At 65.6% G+C, this 23725-nt stretch carries 16 protein-coding genes; 6 read left to right on the top strand and 10 right to left on the bottom strand.

What is annotated here, in order from left to right:
• Nucleotides 1–1190 precede the first annotated feature (1190 nt).
• Nucleotides 1191–1679 carry a hypothetical protein gene (locus WIX41_RS12155; protein ID WP_339447875.1) on the bottom strand — a complete coding sequence of 163 codons (489 nt, stop codon included), beginning with the start codon at nt 1677–1679 and terminating at the stop codon, nt 1191–1193.
• A gap of 42 nt (nt 1680–1721) precedes the next feature.
• Here WIX41_RS12155 and WIX41_RS12150 point away from each other — a divergent pair, with 42 nt between their 5' ends.
• Nucleotides 1722–1997 (top strand): hypothetical protein, encoded by a 276-nt coding sequence (locus tag WIX41_RS12150; RefSeq protein ID WP_339447873.1) that lies wholly within the window; start codon nt 1722–1724, stop codon nt 1995–1997.
• A 532-nt stretch (nt 1998–2529) separates the two neighbouring features.
• Here WIX41_RS12150 and WIX41_RS12145 read toward each other — a convergent pair.
• On the bottom strand, nt 2530–2943 hold the full coding sequence (locus tag WIX41_RS12145) for a hypothetical protein (RefSeq protein ID WP_339447871.1): 414 nt from the start codon (nt 2941–2943) through the stop codon (nt 2530–2532).
• Nucleotides 2944–3618: 675 nt separating this feature from the next.
• Entirely contained in the window at nt 3619–4026 is a 408-nt protein-coding gene (locus WIX41_RS12140; RefSeq protein WP_339447869.1) for an ExbD/TolR family protein, read from the bottom strand.
• Nucleotides 4027–4230: 204 nt separating this feature from the next.
• Between WIX41_RS12140 and WIX41_RS12135 the strand changes: the two genes are divergently transcribed.
• Both WIX41_RS12135 and WIX41_RS12130 read left to right on the top strand, forming a co-directional pair.
• Nucleotides 4231–6210, top strand: coding sequence for a transglycosylase SLT domain-containing protein (locus WIX41_RS12135; protein ID WP_339447867.1), 1980 nt, complete (start codon nt 4231–4233; stop codon nt 6208–6210).
• Nucleotides 6211–6409: 199 nt separating this feature from the next.
• Nucleotides 6410–7651: a multifunctional CCA addition/repair protein gene (locus WIX41_RS12130; RefSeq protein ID WP_339447865.1), complete on the top strand. Its 1242-nt coding sequence runs from the start codon at nt 6410–6412 to the stop codon at nt 7649–7651.
• Here the strand turns inward: WIX41_RS12130 and WIX41_RS12125 are convergent.
• From WIX41_RS12125 to WIX41_RS12100, 6 genes are all read right to left on the bottom strand, one after another.
• A complete protein-coding gene (locus WIX41_RS12125) occupies nt 7648–10626 on the bottom strand; it encodes an autotransporter domain-containing protein (RefSeq protein ID WP_339447863.1) in 2979 nt (992 codons plus the stop codon). The genes WIX41_RS12130 and WIX41_RS12125 overlap by 4 nt on opposite strands.
• A 150-nt stretch (nt 10627–10776) precedes the next feature.
• Complete coding sequence (locus WIX41_RS12120) at nt 10777–11844, bottom strand: acyltransferase family protein (protein WP_339447861.1); 1068 nt, start codon at nt 11842–11844, stop codon at nt 10777–10779.
• Nucleotides 11841–12989, bottom strand: coding sequence for an N-acetylglucosamine-6-phosphate deacetylase (gene nagA, locus WIX41_RS12115; protein ID WP_339447859.1), 1149 nt, complete (start codon nt 12987–12989; stop codon nt 11841–11843). The genes WIX41_RS12120 and nagA overlap by 4 nt, the downstream gene beginning before the upstream one ends.
• Nucleotides 12989–14017, bottom strand: coding sequence for an SIS domain-containing protein (locus WIX41_RS12110; RefSeq protein ID WP_409187382.1), 1029 nt, complete (start codon nt 14015–14017; stop codon nt 12989–12991). The genes nagA and WIX41_RS12110 overlap by 1 nt, the downstream gene beginning before the upstream one ends.
• 7 nt (nt 14018–14024) lie before the next feature.
• A complete protein-coding gene (locus WIX41_RS12105; RefSeq protein WP_339447857.1) occupies nt 14025–15092 on the bottom strand; it encodes a LacI family DNA-binding transcriptional regulator in 1068 nt (355 codons plus the stop codon).
• Between the two features lie 42 nt (nt 15093–15134).
• Nucleotides 15135–16427 (bottom strand): sugar MFS transporter, encoded by a 1293-nt coding sequence (locus WIX41_RS12100; protein ID WP_339447855.1) that lies wholly within the window; start codon nt 16425–16427, stop codon nt 15135–15137.
• Nucleotides 16428–16797: 370 nt separating this feature from the next.
• Here WIX41_RS12100 and WIX41_RS12095 point away from each other — a divergent pair, with 370 nt between their 5' ends.
• The 3 genes from WIX41_RS12095 to WIX41_RS12085 all read left to right on the top strand — a co-directional run bounded on the left by WIX41_RS12095 (nt 16798) and on the right by WIX41_RS12085 (nt 23123).
• Nucleotides 16798–17814: a glucokinase family protein gene (locus WIX41_RS12095; RefSeq protein ID WP_339447853.1), complete on the top strand. Its 1017-nt coding sequence runs from the start codon at nt 16798–16800 to the stop codon at nt 17812–17814.
• Between the two features lie 152 nt (nt 17815–17966).
• Complete coding sequence (locus WIX41_RS12090) at nt 17967–20672, top strand: TonB-dependent receptor (protein ID WP_339447851.1); 2706 nt, start codon at nt 17967–17969, stop codon at nt 20670–20672.
• Between the two features lie 117 nt (nt 20673–20789).
• A complete protein-coding gene (locus WIX41_RS12085) occupies nt 20790–23123 on the top strand; it encodes a beta-N-acetylhexosaminidase (RefSeq protein WP_339447849.1) in 2334 nt (777 codons plus the stop codon).
• A 218-nt stretch (nt 23124–23341) separates the two neighbouring features.
• Here WIX41_RS12085 and WIX41_RS12080 read toward each other — a convergent pair whose 3' ends face one another.
• Nucleotides 23342–23716: a VanZ family protein gene (locus WIX41_RS12080; RefSeq protein ID WP_339447848.1), complete on the bottom strand. Its 375-nt coding sequence runs from the start codon at nt 23714–23716 to the stop codon at nt 23342–23344.
• Nucleotides 23717–23725 lie beyond the last annotated feature (9 nt).

Raw genomic sequence — 23725 nt, 5'->3', positions numbered from 1 at the left:
CCTTTGTAAACAACCTGTAAAGATGAAGGCGTGATGAAAGTGTGGATTTCACGCGGACGTTACGGACGCGGCACCAAGCGGCGTATCTGGGCCGACGAGCGGCCTCTACCCGGGCAATATCCAGACGATATTTGCAAACGCCGTATGGAACCTGGTTTGAACCCGGACCTACGGCGCAGCCACCGAGGAATCGGTAGGGTCGTGCCCCGGCCGACTGCAGGCACAGATGATCGACGCACCGAAGGCATGACCGAAGACGCAAGGCGTCGCTTTCACCCTTCGGACATTGCGGATCGAGGTCTCGTCTGGAACGCGGTCAAACCCACTGCTGTAACAGATGGACGCGGAGTGTCGTGGCCAATGGATATCGCTGACACGCCGGACGGCTTGCCACCGGCGGGGTTCTATCCCGACCTCTCGGCATCACCGAATGACAACTGCATGGAGGGTTCCTCAAGTCGAGCGTGATTGACCTGCGTACGAAACTTGTGGCCAATCAAGCAGTGAGTTCGGTTGGGATCACATCCGGTTCGTACCAACTTCGGCGTACCGTCGCCGACGGCTTGTATCCATGGGCGCTGTGCGGTCGTCCCTTCGAAGAACAGAAAAATCGCCTGCTCTTAACGACAGCGTCGTGCTGGTTAGCAGCGTGCTGCGCGCTCCGAAACAACCACTGTCACGAAGGCGCCTCGGGAAAAATCCCGGGACGCCTCGGGTCACGACAATGGCGGCTATCGCTACGAGAACTTCACCTGCACGACGCGGCTCAGCCACCACTACAGAGAGCCAGCACCCGATTCACAGTACGAACGTGTGCCTTGTACCTCTCAAGCTTAACAACCAGCCCTTCGCAATCTACCGTTACTGACACACCACCGGGATAGACAAGCAGCCCCCCCTGACTATCGACTCCATCCAGGTAGAGCGCTGCGCACTGGCCACCATTGACCGAAACTCGAGCTGCTCGGCTTCGAAGTTCGCTCAACTCCTTCACGCCCTCCCCGCACATCTCACCGTAGTAAAGACCACTTAGGTCTCCATATATCTCCTTTGTATCAAGCTCACCCCGCACCCCGTTGTCACACCCGCCAAGGAGCACCGCAAGTAGCGTCAATGGTAGTATTGAAGCCACCTTCCTGGAAACATCAAGGATAATGAATCCCCCAATAGAGCTCATACGCCTGAACAGGTCACTTGACTGCATCGAGAACCGCCTGCGGAATATCTCCACCCTTAGGCATGAAATGATACTTGGCGCCCTCGATCAGCATAAGCTCTTGAAACACTATCCCGGGAAGCGGAGACCTATCGTCTATTAGCTTAGTCGGAATCAGCGAATCGGCGACTGCTGTGGCGCAATTGCGACTCCTTACGTTGTATGTACTCTTATCATGGGTCTTCATTACCTTCTCGATCATCGTTTCTTGCTCCCGCGTTGTATCGAATGTAACCAGCTCAACATTGCGGCTGGCGACTTGCGATTGGATGTACTCAACGGTAGGTGACCCGTATGGATGAGCCGTCCCGAAGCTGTATGCACTCGGCGAAGTTGCTATCGCGATGTGTCCAAATGAATAGTTTCCGCTAACACCGGGAATCCCCCCCGGCTCTGATCCGGACAAGATGCCAACACTGTTCAGGCCAAGATGGTCAGTCCTCACGATGAGCTGGCCAGTCATGCGGCACAACCGATCCGCAGGGCCTGTGCACGCGGGTGCGTGATGCCTGACCAGTTGGTGCTGCATGCCGACAACGGTGGCCCGATGAAGGGCGCCACGATGCTGGCGACGCTGCAGTCATTGGGGGCGGCTACATCTTTCAGCCGTCCCTCGGTCAGCGATGACAATCCGTATTCCGAAGCACTGTTCCGCAGGCTCAAATACACCCGACGTATCCGGCCAAGCCATTCCAGGACATCGCTGCAGCACGCATCTTGGTGCAGCGGTTTGTCGGCTGACGCAACACCGAGCATCGTCACAGCGCAATCCGTTTCGTAACGCCGGAGCAGCGCCACGGCGGCTGGGACGCTGCCCTGCTGGGGCACCGCCACAAGGGCTGCCAGCGAGCCAAAACGCTCAACCCGAGCCGGTGGCGTGAACGAGGCACCGCAACTGGAACCCTGTCGGCGAGGTATGGCTCAACCCGGAAAAATCTGAGGATCCCGCTGCATCAAACCTGCCATTCGCGGCATGAAATCGCGGACAACTTTGTTGACAATCACCGATTGCACCGGGATAGCGCATAGTCCCAGCTACCACCTTGGTCCATGCAACCATCAATGTCCAGTTGTCCTCGCAGCCACAATCCAGCAGCGACAAGCGATACAACGATCGCCAGGATGATAGAAATTCTGAGAAACCTTTTCATCGCTAGTAACTTGGCGGAAGATCATTTGGTCGAAGATCGGAGCATACCTCCGAGCCAGTCCAGCTTCTTGGTAATTTCATCGCTCCGCATCTCAGGGTGCCGAATCCTTAATGAGATTCTGAACCGCGCAGACCCATTCATGGTGGAGTGTGCGCATTAGATCTACTCATCATCCGGATAGAGCTCCACAGACAACCCGATGTCCAACACCGCAAACTTCTCCACGAGCCCTGGCTCGAGACGAAAGCCACCCAACCCTTTCAGGAAGATGCTGACATAAAATTCAACCTCTCCACCTGTTTCAACAATCTCTTGAATGAAGGCGTGACGCTCTCGCAGATCTTCGTAGCAAGCGTTCAGTTGCATCCCAAGCTCCACGCGTTCCTTGTAGACAAGCCTAGCCCAAGCATACGTCTGTTCATTCACCCCTCCAAGCAACCGCCCATTGGGTGCTGCTCGGGGCTCACCAATACTTCTGAAGTATTCTGGAATGAGCCCCAGATGAGAAGATACATGCGCGGCAGACATCTGCGGATGCCAGACCCGAACAGAGACGTTTGATAGCAACTGACTCATTTCGTCACCTCGTCACAATACTCAATCGCTGCTCCAACTCCCGGAAAGTCACGCGTACTACCCATGCGCGTCTCCTCGAATCCAAGATTCTAGCGGTTGTTCTTTCCCTTACGACCGCGCCTGTAGTCATCGACATGACCTTCCACTGGGCTTCCCTCTCTGTGTTCTTGGGTTGGCCGAAGGCGGCCATGGTTTCCCACTTCTTCTCCACTTCCTGCGCATACGCGAACGGGGCACAGAAAAGTGCGATGAGAACAACGAGCACACGTTGGCGCGTGCGGTGCGGGGTTGAGCTGGACATCCCTGTACTCCTTCCTGGAGGCAGACTGCGCGTTTGACGGGCAACATCATTCGGGCGTCACCGCGTGTGCCGACTATGCGGGCGGTGAGTGACAGGAAGGTTTATGCACGATGGGGGTGCTTGGGACAAGGTGGAAAAGCGTGACCACTCGCACTGATTGAAGTGGCGGGCGCTGAATCTGCCTTGATTATGGGATTTTCTTACATGCTCGCGCGAGGTTTCCCTACGCTGACGCGTGCGCATTGATAGAGGCTGGTGACGGGGCGTGTGTCGGCTTCGGGGTGGTCTCCGGGGGGACCGACCAACGGTCGGGACTACCGGGGTGCCCGTTCGTGACGCAGGGCGGCCCGTCGGTGGGCGGGCCGCCCTGTCTGCTACGGATTGACGAAGGCGATCTTTTCCATGTGCGCGTTGTTGGCAGCCGCCAACACCTTGGCCATCACGTCGTACTCGGCGTTCGGATCGGTGGCGATGCGCAGTTCGGGGATGTTGCCGGTGTTGGCCTGGGCCGCGTCCTGCATGCGCTGCTGGAGCGCGGCGACGGCGACCAGCTGGCCGTTCCAGCTGACCTGGTTGCTGGCGTCCACCCGAAGTTCAATCGGCGGCGGCGGGGCGGTGGGTGGTACCACGTCGGTGGGTTGCGGCAGGTTGACCGGGATGGGCATGGACACCATCGGGGCGGTCACGATGAAGATGATCAACAGCACCAGCATTACATCCACCAACGGGGTGACGTTGATGTCGGCCAGTGGTCCGGCGTTGCCTGCTGCACTGAATGCCATGGTGTGGGTCCTTGTTGTTGGTTTTCCTGCGGGCCGGCCAACGGCCGGCGCTACCGTTTCGCTTGAGTCTCCTGCAGCCGTTGGGGCTGGTGGCTTTGACATTACGCCCGTGCGTCGCGCCTGTTCAGGGGGGTGACGGGTTTCGTTCATCATTGAGTTGGCTTGCCGTCACCGGCTTTCACCCCCGCCCGCTATCCTTTCGGCATGAACCGACTCCCCCTGTTGATCCTCAGTTCCGCCACCCTGCTTGCCTGCACCGGGGTGAGCGCCGATGCGGGCGCCCAGAGCCTGGATGCGCAGCGCGCGCAGATGAAGGCGGCCATCGAGAATGCCGAGCGTGGCCAGTTCGACCCTGCCCAGGCGGCGGGGCTGAGCAGGCACCCGCTTTACGGCTGGCTGGAATACGCCAACCTGCGCCGCAACATCGATACGATCACCAGTGCCCAGGCCCAGGACTTCCTCAAGCGCTACAACGGCCAGGCCGTGGCCAGCAGCTTCCGCAGCGTGTGGCTGCCGGCGGTGGCCCGCCGCGAGGACTGGCCCACCCTGCTGGCCAACTGGGCACCCACCGACAATGTCGGCCTGCGCTGCGCCCAGCTCAATGCGCGCCAGGCCACCGGCAAGGCCGACGCGCAGTGGGTAAGCGAGGCGCAGGCGATCTGGCGCAGCACCGGCAAGTCTCTGCCCGATGCCTGCGACCCGGTGTTCGCGGTACTGGATGCCAAGGGCGGGTTGAGCGCGGAACTGCGCTGGGAACGTATCGATGCTGCTGCCGATGCGCAGCAGCCGGCGGTGATGCGCAGTGCCGCCCGCGGGCTGCCGGCTGCCGACCTGGCGCTGGCCAACACCTATGCGGCCTTCGTCGACAAGCCCAATGCCAGCGCGTTGAACTGGCCGCGCAACGAACGCAGCCGCCGCATCGCCACCGATGGCCTGGCCAAGCTGGCCAAGGCCGACCCGGACGCGACCGAGCAGCAGTTGCCGCAGTACGCCAACGCGCTGCAGTTGAGCGCGGCCCAGCAGGCAGACGTGAAGTACCAGATCGCGCTGTGGACGGTGGCCTCCTATGGGCCCGATTCCGCGCGCCGGCTCAACGCGGTGCCGGATTCGGCCTATGACGAGCGGCTGCACGAATGGCGCGCGCGCGAGGCGATGTCGCGCGGCGACTGGCCGGCCACGCTGGCGGCGATCCGCAGGATGGGCCCGACCCAGCGCAGCGACTCGCGCTGGCGCTATTTCGAGGCACGCATGCTGGACAAGACCGGCAAGCACAACGAGGCGCTACCGCTGTACCGCGAAGCGGCCCGCGCGGCGACGTTCCATGGCTTCCTGGCGGCCGACCAGCTCGGCCAAAGCACCTATACGCTGTGCCCGGTGGAACCCAGGGACAGTGCGCAGGCGCAGGCCACCGTGGCGCGTGATCCGGCGATCGTGCGCGCGATGGAGCTGTTCAAGATCGAACGTTCGGGCTGGGCCGTGGCCGAATGGAACGATGCGCTGACCCGCTTTGACACCACCCAGCGCCGCATCGCGGTGGAAGTGGCCCGCGACAACGGCTGGTTCGACCGCGCGGTGTTTTCACTGGGCAAGACCCCGGAGGAGCAGCGCCTGTACAGCCTGCGCTTCCCCCTGCACCACGACGATGCGATCCGCCGCGAATCGGCGCGCAACGCTATCGACCCGGCCTGGGTGGCAGCTGAAATCCGCGCCGAGAGCATCTTCAACCCGAAGGCACGTTCGCCGGCCAATGCGATGGGCCTGATGCAGGTGCTGCCGGCCACCGGTGCGAGCGTTGCCAAGGCGATTGGCTTGAACAACTATGGCGGCGCGGCCAGCCTGTATGACGCCGACACTAACATTGCCATCGGCACCGCGTACCTGCGCCAGCTGATGAACAAGTACGAAGGCCTGCCCTACGTGACCATTGCGGCATACAACGCCGGGCCAACCCCGACCGCGCGCTGGCAGTCCCAGCGGCCGGGCTTCGATCCGGATATCTGGATCGAGACGATCAGCTACAAGGAGACCCGCGAGTACGTGGCGCGGATCCTGGCCTTCAGCGTGATCTACGACTGGCGTTTGAACGGCGACGCGCTGCCGGTGACCGACCGCATGAACGGGCGGCTGCAGGCGAAGCGAAAAGCCTTCGCGTGCGCGAGCGACGCGGACAAAGGCGGGGATTGAACACGGGCGACACGCGAACGCATCCGGCACGGGAACGACGACTGCAACGGTAGCGCCGACCGTTGGTCGGCCCAGGAGGTGCCGGGACGTTACGTGGGCCCGCCGCCCCGAGGCGCCGCACGTTACGTGGGCCGACCAACGGTCGGCGCTACCGTCGGTGTTACCGGCACCCCGAGGAACGCCGTGGCATCATTCCCCCATGAAGATCTATCTCGTTGGTGGCGCCGTGCGCGACCGCCTGCTGCAGCGTCCTGCCGGCGACCGCGACTGGGTGGTGGTCGGCGCTACCCAGCCGGAAATGGAGGCGCTGGGCTATAAGGCCGTTGGCAAGGATTTCCCGGTGTTCCTGCACCCGGACACGGGCGAGGAATACGCGCTGGCGCGGACCGAACGTAAATCCGGGCGCGGTTACCGTGGCTTCGTGGTCGATGCCGATCCATCGGTGACGCTGGAAGAAGACCTGCTGCGCCGCGATTTCACCATCAACGCCATCGCCTGCGATGAGGCCACCGGCGAGCTGGTGGACCCTTATGGCGGAGTGCGCGACATCCAACAGCGCGTGCTGCGCCATGTGGGCCCGGCCTTCGTGGAAGATCCCCTGCGGGTGCTGCGGGCGGCGCGCTTCATGGCACGCTTTGCGCCGTTGGGCTTCACCGTGGCGCCTGACACATTGCAGCTGATGCGGCAGATCGCCGAAAGCGGCGAACTGGATGCACTGGTTCCCGAACGCGTCTGGCAGGAGCTGCGCCGCGTACTTGGCTCGGCGCAGCCGTCGGCATTCCTGCGCACGCTGCACGATGCCGGTGCGCTGGGTGCGGTGCTGCCGGAACTGGAGGCGCTTTATGGGATACCGCAGCGCGCCGAGTACCACCCGGAAGTGGATACGGGCGTGCACCAGGAAATGGTCAGCGACATGGCTGCGCAACTGGCACCGGGCGATGACCTGGTCGGTTTTGCCGCGCTCACCCATGACCTGGGCAAGGCGCGGACGCCGGCGGCGGAATGGCCGCGCCATGTGATGCATGAGCAGCGCGGGCTGAAACCGCTGCAGGCGTTGTGTGATCGGTTGAAGGTGCCGCTGGACCACCGCCAGCTGGCCGAGGCGGTCTGCCGCGACCATCTCAACGTGCACCGGATAGACGAACTGCGTGATGCCACGGTGCTGGAACTGCTGGGCCGCTGCGATGGCTTCCGCCGTCCCGAGCGCATCGCGCGCATTGCCCTGTGCTGCGAGGCGGATGCGCGTGGCCGGCTCGGCTTCGAGGATCGGCCTTACCCGCAAGGCGAAACGCTCAAACGCCTGCACCAGGCGGCCCTGTCGGTGCAGGCGCGCGATCTGGATCTCGCGCATTTGAACGGCCCTGCGGTCGGCGAAGCGCTGGTCCGGGCCCGCATCAAGGCGATTGCCGCAGCCCGGCAGCAGGATCCGTTTCGCAGCTAGAAGTCGAACCGCATGCCGATGTTGCCTTCGATGACCTTGCGCTCCTTCTGCTGGCTGCTTTCCAGGTCGCGGGTGTAATCGGCTACCGCAAACGCGCTGACGTTGGCATTGAAGCGTGCCACCACGCCGAACCCGACCTCCAGCGCGCGCGAATCCTGCTGGTTGGTGATCCGGTTGGTGTCGAAATCGATGCGATCTTCGCCGTCGAGCGTCTGCCAGTAGTTGAGCTTGAAGTAGGGTTGCCAGCCGTTGCCGGCGATCTCGTAGTCCGCAGCCAGGCGTACCCCGGCGCGCCCGGTCCAGGCGTTGTCGGCGTTGAAGCGCAGCTGCGCGATACGGTCGGCGGTATCGTCCACCGAGGTGCGCTGCCAGATCACCTGGAGTTGCGGCTCCAGCCACCAGGCGGACTGGCCGAAGCGCAGCAGCGGCTTGCCCACTTCCACCGATGCGGTGGTGCCATCGCCATCCACGTCGATGCCGATGCCGCGTGCGGAGGTCGCCTCACCGTCGTAGCGGCTCTGCATCACCACCACGTCGAGATAGCCGCCGGCGCTGCCGGCACGTGTCCAGTACAGGCCCACGTGCTTGTCGTCCAGACGGGTGCGCCCGACCGCAACATTTTCCCAGCCGATCGCAAAGCCGTTGACGTTGCCCTGCGCGCGGGTCCGGCCGACGAACACGCCGAACTGGTCGCGGTGCGCATCCCCTGCGTTTGCATAGAGGTCCAGGCCCGCCTGCACACCCTGGATGTCACCATCGAATCCAGGTTGGGCATCGCCCTCCCAGTACTGTTCATGGCTCTGCCCGACCAGGCGCGCCCAAGCGGCCCGCACGCCGCCCTGCCCGGCGAGGATGCGCTGCTCACCCTGGCGCTCGTGGAAGGTGCCCAGGCTGGCCAGGCTGGCTTCGCGCAACAGCGGCGGCACCACCGAGTAGAGGCCGGTTTCCAGCCGGTACAACGGCACGATGGCCGCCTCGGACGGACGCGCATCCGGCGTCGGCGGCACCGCCAGCGGACCGGGCACGGCAGCTGCCTCGGTTGGCACGGGCGGCGGCACATCGTCCTGGGGCGCAGGCACCGGGGGCGGCGCGGCCGGTTCCGGCGGCGGCGCAGGTTCGGCGGCCAACGGATCAGGATTCTCGGGCACATCCGGCGAGGGGGGCGGCGGCAGCGCAGGCGGCGGCGTCCCCAGCGCCTCCGGCGGCGGTGGCTCAGGTGTCACCGAGCCCAGACCGGTCGGCGGCGCAGCGCGTCCAGCGACCACACCATTGACCAGGGTCGAACGCAGATACCAGTTCTCGCCACTCCCTGCGCTGACGCCGCCCTTGAACAGGAAGTACTCAAACGCTCCGGCCGCGACCGGGGCGTACAACGCGAACGCGTTGGCGCCGGTGCTGGCGCCGTTGATGGCCTGCACCACCAGGATGCCGTCGGCGACCGTCTCGGCGCCGGCACCACCCGCATTGAGGATGCCTACGCCGGTGGTGCCAGCGGCAACGCCGTTGGAGATCACCAACCGGTCCGACGCTGAATCGTCCGCGCCCAGGACGGTGTCCAGATAAAGCGCGCCGCCGTTGCCGGTGTAGTTGCCGGCGATGGTGAATGCATCGCCGGCACCCGTGCTGCCGTTGCTCAGGTCGATGCGCCCGGCGTTGGTTACGTTCACCGGCAAGCCACCGGTGGATGCAACGATGCTGGCATTGATGCCACCGGCGAAGAGCGCGCTCGTTGCGTCCACATCGAGTGTGCCCGAGCCGCTGCCACTGTCGCCCAGGGTCAGGTCGCCATCGAAGGTCAGCTGGCTGTCATTGCGCAACGCCAGCGCTTCCCAACCGGTGAAACGGGCGACACCGTTGGTCTTGACGTTGTCCATGCTCAACGTATCGGCGCCCAGGCCACCGCTGAACCCGGGCAATGCGCCCAGGTGGGAAACATTGAGATCGGCCAGCGCAGCGGTATCGTCGCCTTCGCCCAGGTCGACCAGGCCATGCACCACGCCACCACCACTCCAGTCGACCCGGTCGTTGCCGAAGCTGAGGCGGATTTCGCCACGCACGGTGCCGCCGGTGATGGTGACCGAATCGTCGCCGCCGCTGACGCTGATGTTGCCGCCGATGTAGCCATCGGACAGCACGATGGTGTCCTTGCCGAAGCCGGTGACGAGGTTGCCGTCGATGGTGCCGCCGGACATCAGGAAGGTGTTGTCGTCCAGCTTCATGTTGACCCGGCCGATGCGTCCGCCGGTCATTTCGGCGTAATCGCCGTCTTCGAACGCACCCACGATGCGTCCGTCGGTCATGCGGAAGCGGTCCAGTCCATCGCCCTGCAGCAGGGCACCGATGGTGCCGCCGGTCATCAGGAAGTCATCGACCCCCGACCCCTGCTGGACGCTGCCGGTCACCGTGCCGCCACTCACCTCAAGGCTGTCCAGGCCGTCGCCCTGGTCGATGCTGTTGATGGTGCCACCACTGATGACCACTGCGTCGTTGCCGGCGCCCTGCAGCACGCCACCGGCGATGCTGCCTGCGAGCATCTCCAGACGGTCGTTGCCCGCACCAGACACGACGCCACCGGTGGTACCGCTGATCACGCCGCGGTTGACCAGCCGCGTCGCGCCGGTCAGCAACAAGCCGGTACCGGCCGTGGCGACAATGCTGCCGTCGTTGGTGACGGTGTGCCCGCTGCCGCCCTGGAGCGTGATCGCATTGCCGCTGGGCACGGCGAGCTGCGCGCCGGTGCCTACGTTGACGGTGATGTTGGCCGCATCGGCCACGCTGGCCACCGGCGTGGTGACCGGATTGGGAGCGGCGCTGGTGCAGGTAACGGTCTGCCCTGCAGTGGGCGCCGTGGTGTCGCAGCCCGCCCAGACCGGTGCGGTGGTGGCCAGCAGGATGCTGCCGCAGGCCAGGCGCAGGCTGCGCGAGATGCCTGCCGCCAGCCGGGAACGTGGCGGAATCTCTTTCATGGGGCGCATAGACCGTTCCTTTTCCAATGAAGGGAATTACGGTTGCCGATGCGTCCCCCGTTACCAACGCAGACCGACGCTGGTACTTTTACTGGCCGGATGTGAGGTGAAGGTAAAAATTGGGCGGTTTTCGGACAACCGCCACAACTTTCCGCGCATTCATATTTTCAGATATACCCGTCGGCGATCCAACGCCCACGCGACCCACCACCAGAACAGGACAAATCCGACCGCACAGAGCAGCGAGGCCAGCTCCGGCATCGCCGGCAGCGCCGTGGCCAGCGCGGCGTAACACGCCGCCCAGGCACCACTGGCGATCAACACCAGTGCCATCACCGACGAGCCCAGGTAGGCGGCAATCGCATTGACCCCGAAGCGGCGGCCCAGCGCCGGCCAGTGGCAGCGGTCAACCAGCAGGTGCGCCAGCAACAGCGCCACAATGGACAGGCCGCCGGTCAAGAGCACGTAGCTGGGCGTCCACAGGTTCTTGTTGAACGGCAGCACCGGCCCCAGCAGCAGGCCGCCGCCGAGCAGGACGAGCCCAAGGCCGGCCAGCGCGCCCACGCTGCCAGCACGCAGCCAGCGGCCGGCAATCAAGCCCAACAACGTGGTGGCGAGGGCACCGGCGCTGCTGAGCAGGCCTTCCGGGTCGTGCCCGAGCCGGGTGACGGCGTCGTACTTGTACAGGAACGGCGCGAACAGCGCGGTATCGGCACGGCTGACCGGGTTGAGCCAAGGCTCCAGCGTATCGGCACCGAGCAGCAATGCCGCATAGCCCAGCAGCAGGCCGCCCAGTACCAGCCATTGCGTGCGTTGCCGGGTGTGGATGGCCAGCATGCCCACCACCGCCACGCACAGCGCGATCCGCTGCAGCACGCCCCACAGCCGGTAGGCCGGCAGTTCAAACAGCCACCACGCCAACACGTGCAGCAGTGCGCCCGCGACCAGGATGCGCAGCGCGCGTTGCAGCAACGTGCGGCTCAGGGCCGGGCGCGCGATGGGATCGGCAGCGCGCGGCACCAGGCTGAAGGCCAGTGAGACGCCGGCGATGAACAGGAACAGCGGGAAGATCAGATCGGTAGGCGTGAAGCCGTGCCACTGCGCATGCAGCAGCGGCGCGTACACATGGCCCCAGTCGCCGGGATTGTTGACCAGCAGCATCGCCGCCACAGTGAGCCCGCGCAGGGCATCGATGGAGCCCATGCGCGACGACAGGGAAGTGTTCATGCGTCCTCGCGCTGGCCGGCAATCCAGGTGGCGCGCACCTGCAGCGCGTCGTCCAGCAGCACCAGGTCGGCCTGGTAGCCCTGCGCGATCTCGCCCAGGCGGTCATCCACGTTGAGGAACTGCGCCGGATAACGGGAGGCCATGCGCGCGGCTTCCTCCAGCGACAGGCCGAGCAGCTGCACCGTGTTGCGCACGGCGGTGGCCATGTCCAGTGCGGAACCGGCCAGCGACCCGGCCGCATTGCGCACCACTCCATCCACGGCGGTGATCACTTCACCGTAGAGTTCGTAACTGGGGTTGTCGGCACCCACCGGCGGCATCGCATCGGTGACCAGCATGACCTTGCCCTGCGGTTTGGTCGCCAAGGCCACGCGCAGGCTGGCCGGGTGCACGTGCACGCCGTCGGCGATGATGCCGACCCAGCTGCCGCGATCTTCCAGCGCCGCGCCCACTGCACCGGGTTCGCGTCCGGTCAACGGCGACATCGCGTTGTACAGGTGGGTGAAGCCGCGGATGCCGGCATCGAGCCCGGCGCGGGCTTCTTCATACGTCGCGGCGGTATGTCCGGCGGCCACGATCACGCCACGCTCTACCAGCGCGCGGATGCTTTCCAGCGGCACCCGTTCCGGCGCCAGCGTCAGCAGCGTCACGCCGTTGTCGAGCGAGGCTGCCATGGCGATCTCGGCGGCATCGGGCACGCGGAACTTATTGGCATCGTGCGTGCCCTTGCGTGCCGGTGCGATGTACGGACCTTCCAGGTGGATGCCGATCACCCCGGGCACGCCGTCGGCAATCGCCTGGCGGGTCGCATCGATCGCCTTGCGCATGACCTGCACATCGTCGCTGATCAGGGTCGGCAGCAGCGCGGTGGTGCCAAAACGGCGATGCGCGGCGGCCAGCGTGCGCAGGCTCTCGACATCGGGTGAGTTGTTGAACAGCACGCCACCGCCACCATTGACCTGCGCGTCGATGAAGCCCGGCAGCAGCCAGCCACCGCCCAGATCCACCTGCTCTGCGGCGTTACCCAGCTGCGGTGCGGCGTCGGAGACCAGCGCGCTGATGCGCCCGGCTTCGATCACCACCGCCAGGTCATCGCGGAAGCCGTCGGCGGTAAGGATGCGGGCATTGCGCAGGACGGTCTTCATCAGACGGTCTCCGTGACCTTGTTCAGGTGCGGCGGCAGGTCCGGATTGTGTCCGCGGCGCAGCGCCAGCGCGTTGATCGCCTTGTAGAACGCCTGCACGGTCAGCAGCGGTGCGCAGGCCGGGTGCGGCGCCTGCGGCAGCGGCAGGTCGCCGTCCGGTGCGGCCAGCCACACCTGCGCATCGCGCGCGGCGAACTCGGCGGCCACCGCACGGGTACCCGCGCCGGTTTCATCGGGCTGGGCGAAGGCCAGCACCGGGAAGCCCGGGCCAACCAATGCCATCGGACCGTGCTTGACCTCGGCCGAGCTGTAGGCTTCGGCGTGCAGGCCACAGGTTTCCTTGAACTTCAGCGCCGCTTCCTGCGCCGCGCCCAGGCCGAGGCCACGGCCGACCACGAACAGGTTGTGCGCCGGCACCAGGCCATCGGTGAGTGCGGACCAGTCGCTGCCCCAGGCTTGGCGCAGCGCATCGGGCAGCGTGCGCAGCGAGGCGATCAGGCCGGCGTCCTGGCTCCAGTACGCCACCAGCTGCAGGATCGCCGACAGCGAAGCGAGGTAGCTTTTGGTGGCCGCCACGCTGCGCTCGGCGCCAGCACCGAGCGGGATGACCGTTTCGGCCAGCTGCGCCAGCGGCGAATCTTCCACGTTGACCAGCGCCACCACGCGTGCGCCCGCCGCGCGCGCGGCCTCGGCGTTGCGCAGCAGGTCCGGGCTCTTGCCGGACTGGGAAATCACGATGTACAACGCCCCGCGCAGCTGCAGCGGCGCTTCGTATACCGAACCCACCGATGGCGAGGCCGAGGCGGTAACCAGGCCCAGCCGGGTTTCCAGCAGGTACTTGGCGTAGGTGGCGGCGTGGTCGGAACTGCCGCGCGCGCAGGTCACCACGAACGGCGGCGGTGCCGCGCGCAGGGTCGCGGCCAGCGTCTGCACCGTCGCTTCGTTGCGCGCGAACTGCGCGGCGATCACGTCGGCCGCTTCGGCGGCTTCGCGGAACATCAGGGTGTCGTGCGGGGCTGGCAGGGACATGCGGGGCTCAGGTGGTTTCAGGGGTGGGAGGCCGCGTGCCGACCGGCCGCATCGGCGCGGTGGAACCGCGCACGACCAGCTGCGGTACGAAGCCCTGGTTCTGCAGCTGCAGCGGCGCATCGTCGTACGCATCGCTGCGCAGCTGTGCGATCAGCAGGCGCGCGGCGTGGCGCGCGATGTCTTCGGTAGCCTGCTTGGCGGTGGTCAGCGGTGGCCACGACTGGCGCGAGAACGGGCTGTCCTCGAAGCCGGCGATGGACAGGTCATAGGGCACGTTCATGCCGGCCGACTTGGCCGCAGCCAGCACGCCGGCGGCGATTTCATCGTTGGAACCGAAGATCGCGGTAGGCGGCTCGCGCAGCGCCAGCAGGCGACGCGCGCCGCGGAAGCCGTCATCGAAGGTGTAGTCGCCCTGAACCACCAGGTGCTTGTCGATCATCATGCCGTAATCGCGCAGGGCGGCCTCATAGCCGGCATGGCGCTCGCCACTGGAACGGTGCGAGGAGCCGCCCCAGAGGAAACCGATGCGCTGGTGGCCGAGCTGGATCAGGTGTTCGGTGATTTCGTAAGCGGCCTCGCGGTCGTCCACGAAGACGCAGGCACCATCCTGCGGATCGGCGGTGGCGGCGATGATGCGCACCAGCTTGATGCCGCGGGCGGTCAGCGCGGCCACCAGGTCGCGGCGCTCGGACATGGGTGCGGTCAGGACCAGCCCGGCCAGGCGCGAACGCTGCACCCAGTCAGCGAGCTCTTCGGCCAGCATCGGCGAACTGGAATCGCAGGGATGGATCTGCAGGCCGAAGCCGGTCTCACGGCAGGCGGCAAGCACGCCGTTCTGTACGCCGATGATGTGGTACGGGTTGGGGTTGTCGTACACCAGCCCGATCACCAGCGTGGTGCCGGTGCGCAGGTTGCGCGCGGCCGGATCCGGTTCGTAGTCCAGCTCGGCGATGGCGCGCAGCACGCGCGCGCGCGTGGCCTGCATCACCGACGGTTCGTTGTTGATGACACGCGAGACGGTCTTCAACGACACCTTGGCCCGTTCGGCGACGTCCTTGATGGTCGCTCTGCGCATGCTCTTTTCCTGGCTCACCGGTTGGGCATCCATGATCGCCGATCACTGCCCGTCGCGGGGCAGCCCGACCCGATGGCCGCGCAGGGAGTAGAACAGGATGTACAGGTAGCACGGCACCATCAGGCCGGCGAACACCCACTGGAAGTCGAAGTGCTGCTTCAGCACCGCGAACGCCTGCGGAATGATCGCGCCGCCAGCGATGGCCATCACCAGCAGCGCCGAGCCGGTTTCGGTGAAACGGCCCAGGCCGCGGATGGCCAGTGGGAAGATCGCCGGCCACATCATCGCGTTGGCAAAGCCGAGCGCGGCGACGAAGCCCACCGAGACGTAGCCATGGGTGAACAGCGCGCCGATGCAGAACAGCACGCCCAGGCTGGCCGAGAGGCTCAGGTAGCGCGACTGCGAGACCATGTGCGGGATCAGCGCCAGGCCGGCGAGGTAGCCCACCAACATGGCAAACAGGGTGATGGAGGTGAACAGCTTGGTCTGGTCCAGCGGCAGCCCGAAGCCATGCCCGTAAGTACCGATGGCATCACCGGCCATCACTTCCACGCCCACGTACACGAACAGGCACAGCACGCCCAGCCACAGGTGCGGGAACTGGAAGATGCTGCTGCGTTCGGCCAGGCCCGGCGCGCGCGCCGGGGTGGCGTTGGCTTCGGCGGTCCTGATTTCCGGCAGCGGCGAGAACAGCACGCCCACCGCCAGCACCACCAGCAGGCCAGCCATGGCCATGTACGGCATCTGGATCTTGGCCGCGAAGGTATCCAGCAGCGCATTGCGGGTGACCGGGTCGGCGCTGGCCACCTGCCCGGACAGATCGCCAATGCCGTGCAGCACCAGGGTGCCGATCAGGAACGGGGCGATCATGCCGGCGATCTTGTTGCAGATGCCCATCAGCGCGATGCGCCGCGCAGCGGTCTCGATCGGGCCCAGGATGCTGATGTACGGGTTCACCGCGGTCTGCAGCAGGGCCAGGCCGCTGCCAATGATGAACAGGCCGCTGAGCGCTCCGGGGTACCAGCGCTGTTGCGCGAAGTGGGCGAACACCACCGCGCCGGCGGCCATCACCAGCAGGCTCAGGCTGAGGCCCTTCTTCATGCCCGTGCGTTTGAGGATCCACGAGGCCGGCAGCGCCAGGAAGAAGTAGGACAGGTAGAACACCATCAGCACCAGGAAGGCGCCAACCTCATCCAGCTCGAAGGCCAGTTTGACGAAGGTGATCAGCGGGCCGTTGAGCCAGGTGAAGAAGCCGATCAGGAAGAACAACACGCCGATGATGAGGATCGAGGTGGCCACGCTCGAACGCGCGGTAGCAGCAGGCACGACAGACATCTGGAAGGCTCCTGCATCGACGGCACGCGGGCGGCGTCGGAAGAGTGGCTGGGAACAACGTTGTCACATTTATTCGATGGGCCACCCGGCTTTGTCAACAATTGGTTTCTGCGCCCACTGCGGGAAACCCCCATGCTGCACCTGCGCAGAAACGCCGCAATGCCCCGCCCTGCCTTCACGCGGCCAGTGATTGCAATGGGTTTACGAAATCTTGACGGGAGTGGGCTGAAAACGTTTTCTTGTGACGACGACCGTTGCGGCGCAGCATCGAAAGTGTGAGGTTATCGTTGACATCGTTGTCAGAACGATTACAGACTCCGCTCAATCGCCGGGGTCCAGACCTGGCCGTACGTATCCCAAGGGAGCCCGTGTGACCGCAGCCGCCCACGCCGTATCGGCCAACGCCCCCCTCTCGACGCCGCCTTTCCTGGCGGCCGACGTGGGCGGCACGCATGTCCGCGTGGCCCGTGTGCAGGCCAGCCAGGATCCAGCCCATCCGGTCCAGCTGCTGGAATACCGCAAGTTCCGCAATGCCGACTACGCCGGCCTGAGCGCGATCCTGCGTGCCTTCATCGCCGATGGCGAGCGCCCCGCACATTGTGTGGTGGCCACCGCCGGCTACGCCCGTGAAGACGGCACGGTGATCACCGCCAACGTGCCGTGGCCGCTGTCGGCGCGCCAGATCGAAGCCGACCTGGGCCTGGAAACGGTCTACATCGTCAACGACTTCGAGGCCGTGGCCTACGCCGCCGCCCAGGTCGATGCCAGTGGTGTGCTGCAGCTGACCGGCCCGGCCACCGCCCCGCGCGGCCCGACCCTGGTGGTCGGCCCCGGCACCGGACTGGGCGCGGCGTTGTGGATTCCCACCGCACATGGCGCGGTGGTGCTGGCTACCGAAGCCGGCCAGCCGACGCTGGCAGTGAGCACGGAGCTGGAAATGGCGATCGTGCGGCAGATGCAGCGCGAGCTTGCGCACGTATCGGTCGAACATGCGCTGTCCGGCCCGGGCCTGATGAACCTCTACCGCGCGCTGTGCGCGATCGAAGGCCAGCCGGCCGTGCTGGCCACGCCCGATGCGATCACCGCAGCGGCCGTGAACAACCAGGACGTGCTGGCGCGCCAGAGCCTGGAAGTGTTCTGTGGCCTGCTCGGCAGCACCATCGGCGACATGGCCCTGCAGTACGGCGCCCACGGTGGCGTGTACCTGGCCGGTGGGATCCTGCCGCAGATCCGCGAATTCCTGTTGAACAGCACCTTCGTCGCCCGCTACCTCAACAAGGGGCCGATGCGCGAGGCGCTGGAACGCATTCCCGTGAAGGTGGTCGAGCACGGGCAGCTGGGCGTCATCGGCGCCGCCAGCTGGTACCTCGGCCGCACGGACGCTTGAGTCACCGCGCCGCCCCTCCCGGGCGCATGGCACCGCAACACGTAGTACGTGGAAGGTAAGTCGCGCACCGGCAACGGTCGCTGGGCAAGGTCGCACGCATCGCAAACCGCACGCCGTCGCTGGCGCACAAACGATTGATGAGGAGAGACATCATGAACCACCGCAAGAGCCTGCTTTCGGCAGCCATTTTCAGCTGCATCGCCTTCGGCGCCCACGCGCAGGACGCACAACCCACCCCGACGGACCTGGACACCGTGATCGTCACCGGTATCCGCGGTTCGATGGAGAAATCCCTCGACACCAAGCGTGAAGCCAACGCACGCCTGGAAGTGGTGACCGCCGAAGACGTCGGCAAGCTGCCGGCGCACAACGTGGCCGACACCCTGCAGCGCCTGCCTGGCGTGAACATCAGCTCGGCCAGCGCCGACGAAGGTGGCTTCGACGAAGCCGACCGCGTCAGCCTGCGCGGCACCAGCCCCAGCCTGACCCAGACCCTGATCAACGGCCACAGCGTCGGCTCGGCCGACTGGTTCGTGCTCAGCCAGGGCAACAACGTCGGCCGCAGCGTCAGCTACTCGCTGCTGCCGTCCGAACTGGTCAGCTCGGTGGAAGTGAACAAATCCTCGCAGGCCAAGCTGCAGGACGGCGGCACCACCGGCACCGTGAACATCATCACCCGTACCCCGCTGGGCTTTGCCAAGCAGTTCACGGCCGAAGCCTCGGTAGGCGCCGTGCGCTCGGACCAGGCCGACTCGACCGATCCGCAGTACTCGGCCCTGTTCAACTACAAGAACGACGCCAACACCTTCGGCGTGCTGGTACAGGGCTTCTACCAGGAGCGCGAACTGCGCCGTGAAGCGCAGGAAATCCCGGGCGGCTTCTTCGCGCTCAAGGCGACCGACCCGGTGGTGGCAGGCATTCCCGACCCGGCCAACCCCGGCCAGTTCCTGCAGGCGCCGCGTCCTGACCTGGAAGGCCTGTCCATTCCCGGCCTGCTGGGTTCGACCCTGTTCGAGCAGACCCGCAAGCGCAAGGGTGGCATGGTGACCCTGCAGTGGAAGCCGATCGATACCCTCACCCTGGGCCTGAGCGGGTTCACTTCCGAACTGGAAGCGAACAACTACAACCGCAACTTCATGATGTTCGGCAGCGGTTTCGGCAAGACCCAGGCGCCGGACCCGGGCTACACGGTGGTCGATGGGGTCATCACCAACGCGACGTACACCGGTGTGCCGGGCACCAACTACGGTGTGTACGACATGATCTACCGTGAGGCCACGGCGAAGACCAGCTACGTCACCTTCGACGCGGATTGGCAGATCAACGACAACCTCACCGCAAAGTTCCAGGCCGGCACCACCAAGGGCACCGGCGAAACCCCGCGCCAGTTCATCGCCGAAGTCACCGTGGGCCAGGGCGGCGGCGCATCCTACGCCACCCACGGCGCCGGTTCGCCGGTGGATTGGAACATCGGTGGCGACCTGAGCGAAGCCGGCGTCAGCAGCTTCGGTACCTGGGGCAACCAGCTGGTCAAGGCCGAGGACAAGGAAGACTGGGCGTCGCTGGACTTCAACCAGTACTTCAGCAACGGCGGTTCGCTGAACTCCATCGACTTCGGCCTGCGTTTCGCCGACCACGAACGTGAAGCGCTGTCGCCCGAAGGCGCCACCCCCGGCGACATCTGGTCGGCCCTGCAGGGCAGCGCCACCGGCCAGTACCCGGGCAATTTCGCCAGCGGCATTGGCGGCAACTTCCCGCGCAACATCTGGTACTACACCCCGGATTCGCTGAAGACCGCCATCATCAACAACTCCACCTGGCTGAGCGGCAATGACGGTCCCGATGGCCGCCACAACTATGGTGCCGAGTGGAAGGTGAAGGAAAAGAACTTCGCCGGCTACGTGCAGGCCAACTTCAGCGGCGACTGGTGGAGCGGCAACGTCGGCCTGCGCTACGTCAACATCAAGCAGGACATCGATACCTACCTGGCCGTCAGCGACCCGGCCCGCGCCGACGTGCGCAGCCTGTTCGGCATGTGGCAGCGCCAGGCCTTCGAGAACAAGCACGACCGCGTGCTGCCTAGCGCCAACATCAAGTTCGACCTGGACGACGATCTGGTGCTGCGTGTGGCCGCCTCGCAGACCCAGACCCTGCCGGACTACTCGGCACTGGGCGCGTCCTCGTGGGGCTCGGACCTGAACAAGACCGGCGGTGGCGGCAACCCTGACCTGAAGCCGACCCTGTCCAGCAACCTGGACGCCAACCTGGAGTGGTACTTCACGCCGCGCGGCCTGCTGTCGCTGGGTGCCTACCACATGCGCCTGAAGGACTACATCGCCTTCGACGTGGTGCAGCGCCAGCTCTTCAGCGAGCTGACCAACCAGCTGGAAACGTACGACATCTCCACCCCGATCAATGCCGACGGGCAGGTCACCGGCGTGGAAGTGGCCTACGAGCAGCCGATCGGCGACTACTTCGGCGTGAATGCCAATTACACCTACGCCAATGGCAAGACCAACCACACCTGGGCCGATGGCTCGAACAACCTGCTGGGCACCTCCAAGAACACCTACAACGTGGGTGCGTACTTCGAGAACGAACGCTTCGGCGCACGCGTCAGCTACACCCGCCGTTCGTCGTTCCTGATCAGCCTGTCCGGTGCCAACCCGTACTACCAGGATGATTTCGGCACGCTGTCGGCATCGTTGAGCTACAAGGCCACCGACTGGCTGAGCATCAGCCTGGATGGCCTGAACCTCAACAACCCGACCTACAAGTACTACCAGAGCTCGCTGATTCCGACCTCGTTCTACTCCAATGGTCGCCAGTACTATCTGAACTTCCGCTTCAAGTACTGATGTGGCATTGGTGTGCCGGCCAATGGCCGGCGCTACCCGTGGGCCGTACCGGCCCACTGAAAACGGGCCCGGAACCGGGCCCGTTTTCTTTTCACACCGCACCAAAGGAATGACCCGATGCACACCCGCACCCGTCGTACCTCGCTTTCGCTGCTGCCGTTGGCACTGGCGTTGTCGCTGGCCCCGCTGGCGCATGCCACCGACGCGCAGGCCCCCGATGGCCCGCGCGCCCTGCCCGGTTCGCTGCCGCTGATTCCCGCGCCCGCCCAGGTCGAACGCCTGGACGGTGCCGACTACACCGTAACCACCTCCACCGCGCTGCGCGCGCAGGGCGCGGCCGCGCAACGCGTGGCAGGGCAGTTCGCCACGCTGCTGCGCCAGAGCGGCGGCCCCACCCTGCAGCCGTCCAACGCGCGCGGCACCGATGGCATCCGCTTCGTGCTCGATGGCGCGCTCAAGACCGGCGCCGAGGGCTACCAGCTGCGCAGCGATGCGCACGGTGTGACCGTGCAGGCCGCCACCGAGGCCGGCCTGTTCTATGGCGCGGCCACCCTGTCGCAGCTGCTGACCGGTGGCAGCAATGGCGCAGTGCCCGCGCTGCGCATCGACGATGCACCGCGTTTCAGCTGGCGCGGCCTGATGCTCGATTCGGCCCGCCACTTCCAGAGCCTGGACGAGATCAAGCGCGTGCTCGACGCGATGGCCGAGCAGAAGCTCAACACCTTCCATTGGCACCTCACCGATGACCAGGGCTGGCGCATGGAGATCAAGCGCTACCCGAAGCTCACCGGCGTGGGCAGCTGCCGCATTCCGGCCGGCGATGGCGGGCTCGACCCGGCCACCGGCGCACCGCGCCCGTACTGCGGGTTCTACACCCAGGAACAGATCCGCGAGGTGATCGCCTATGCGGCCGCGCTGCACATCCAGGTCATTCCCGAGATCGACGTACCCGGCCACGCCACCGCGGCGATTGCCGCCTACCCCGAGCTGGGCACGATCGATACCCCGCTGCAGCCGCTGAGCGAATGGGGCGTGTTCCCCAACCTGTTCAACACCGAGGAAGGCACGTTCCAGTTCCTGGAAAACGTGCTGGAGGAAGTGATCGAGCTGTTCCCCGCCAGGTACGTGCATGTCGGCGGCGACGAAGCGGTCAAGGACCAGTGGGAAGCGTCGGCGCGGGTGCAGGCGCGCATGCGCGAGCTGGGCGCCAACGATGAGATGGCCATGCAGAGCCATATCATCAAGCGCCTGGAAACGTTCCTGGAAAAGCACGACCGGCGCCTGATCGGCTGGGATGAAATCCTCGAAGGCGGCCTGCCGCCAGAAGCCACGGTGATGTCCTGGCGCGGTACCGAAGGTGGCCTGAAGGCCGCCAGCGAAGGCCACGACGTGGTGATGTCGCCGGTCACCGACATGTACATGGATTACCTGCAGACCAACTCGCCCAATGAGCCGCCGGGCCGCCCGGCGACCATTCCACTGGCGCGCGTGTATGGCTTCGAGCCGGTGCCCGACGCGCTGGCCAGGGACAAGCAGCAGCACATCCTGGGCCTGCAGGCCAACATGTTCACCGAGCACACGCGCAGCTACGCACGCCTGCAGCACAACCTGTTCCCACGCCTGGCCGCGGTGGCCGAAACCGGCTGGTCGCCGCGCGGCCGCCGCGACTACGCCGACTTCCTGGCCCGGCTGCCGTCGCAGCTGCAACGCTGGCAGGCGATGGGCATCGATTACGCGCAGACCCCGTTCGAGGTGGAGCTGGACACGCGCGATGAGCGCAGGGCCGGCACCGCGACGCTGACGCTGCGCACTCCGCTGGGTTATCCGATCCATTACAGCGTGGACGGCACGGTCAGCGCGCAGTCGCCCGCCTTCGCCGCGCCGCTGCAGCAGAAGCTGCCGGTGGCGCTGCAGGCGGCCACGTTCTTCGACGGCCGGGCGCTGGCACGTGCGGCCAGTCGCTTCGAGGTGACTGCGGCATCCTTGCTGCGCCGTACCGACGAGCAGCTGGCGCTGTGCCCGGGCGAAGGCAAGCTGCTGCTGCGGCTGGAAGATGACGGCCCGGCGGTGGGTGAGCGCGCGATCTTCAACGTGAACATCTTCAACCCGTGCTGGCTGTGGGAAGGGGCGGACGTGGATGGCATCGCCAAGCTGCGGATCCGCGCGGGGCAGATTCCGTACTACTTCCAGCTGGCCCATGACGAGCCGCAACGACGCTTCGTGCCGGCACGCAGCGCGCACGGCGAGATGGACATCCTCAATGCGCAGTGCGACGGCAAGCCATTGGCCAGCGTGCCGCTGCCGGCGAAGCCGGGGGCCGATGGCTTCATCACCCTGGAGGCGGCGTTGCCGCGTTCGCTGAAGGGTCGCCAGGACCTGTGCGTGCGCTTCACCGGTGATACGCGGCCGACGATGTGGGTGCTGGATACGCTGGAACTGGTGCCGCGTTGAGCGAGGTTGCCGGCCAATGGCCGGCCCTCCGGGAGAAGCTGCAAAGCCCGTAGGCTTGGTTCCCAAACGACCGCCGTGAAACCATCAACGTCCGGTGGCGCATGACCCGCAACGGAGCAAACGCCGTTGCCGTTGATTGCAATGCGTTACCGGGGTCCCAGCCGGTATCGGCAGTCGTTCGGGAACCGACTCTACCGCCGTGGGCAATCCGTGGCCGATCACCCGCGCAGGCGCAGCAACAGATCGCGCAATGGCGTCAGCGCGATGGCCATGCCGGCCACTACGCCAATGCTGTTGGCCAGCGCATCCATCGGGTCGGCCATGCGCGTGGTGGTCAGCGCGCCCTGCAGGAACTCAATGCCCACGCCCAACGCTACCAACCCGGCACCGGCCCATAGCAGCGCAGCACGTGTGCGGTAGATCTGCACCGCCGCCGAGGCCAGCAGGAAATACGCCAGGAAATGCTCGACCTTGTCGCTGTTCTGCGGCAGCGCCAGCGGCGGCGGTGGCATCAGGCAGACCACGATCGTGGCGATGATCGCCAGCCACCACAGCCCCAGCCACACCCGCGGGAAGCGCAACGGCTTCAACATCCCTGCCGC

This window comes from Stenotrophomonas sp. AB1(2024), assembly GCF_037482345.1.
Classification (GTDB): Bacteria; Pseudomonadota; Gammaproteobacteria; order Xanthomonadales; family Xanthomonadaceae; genus Stenotrophomonas.
This window is presented reverse-complemented; position numbering and strand designations above follow the sequence as displayed.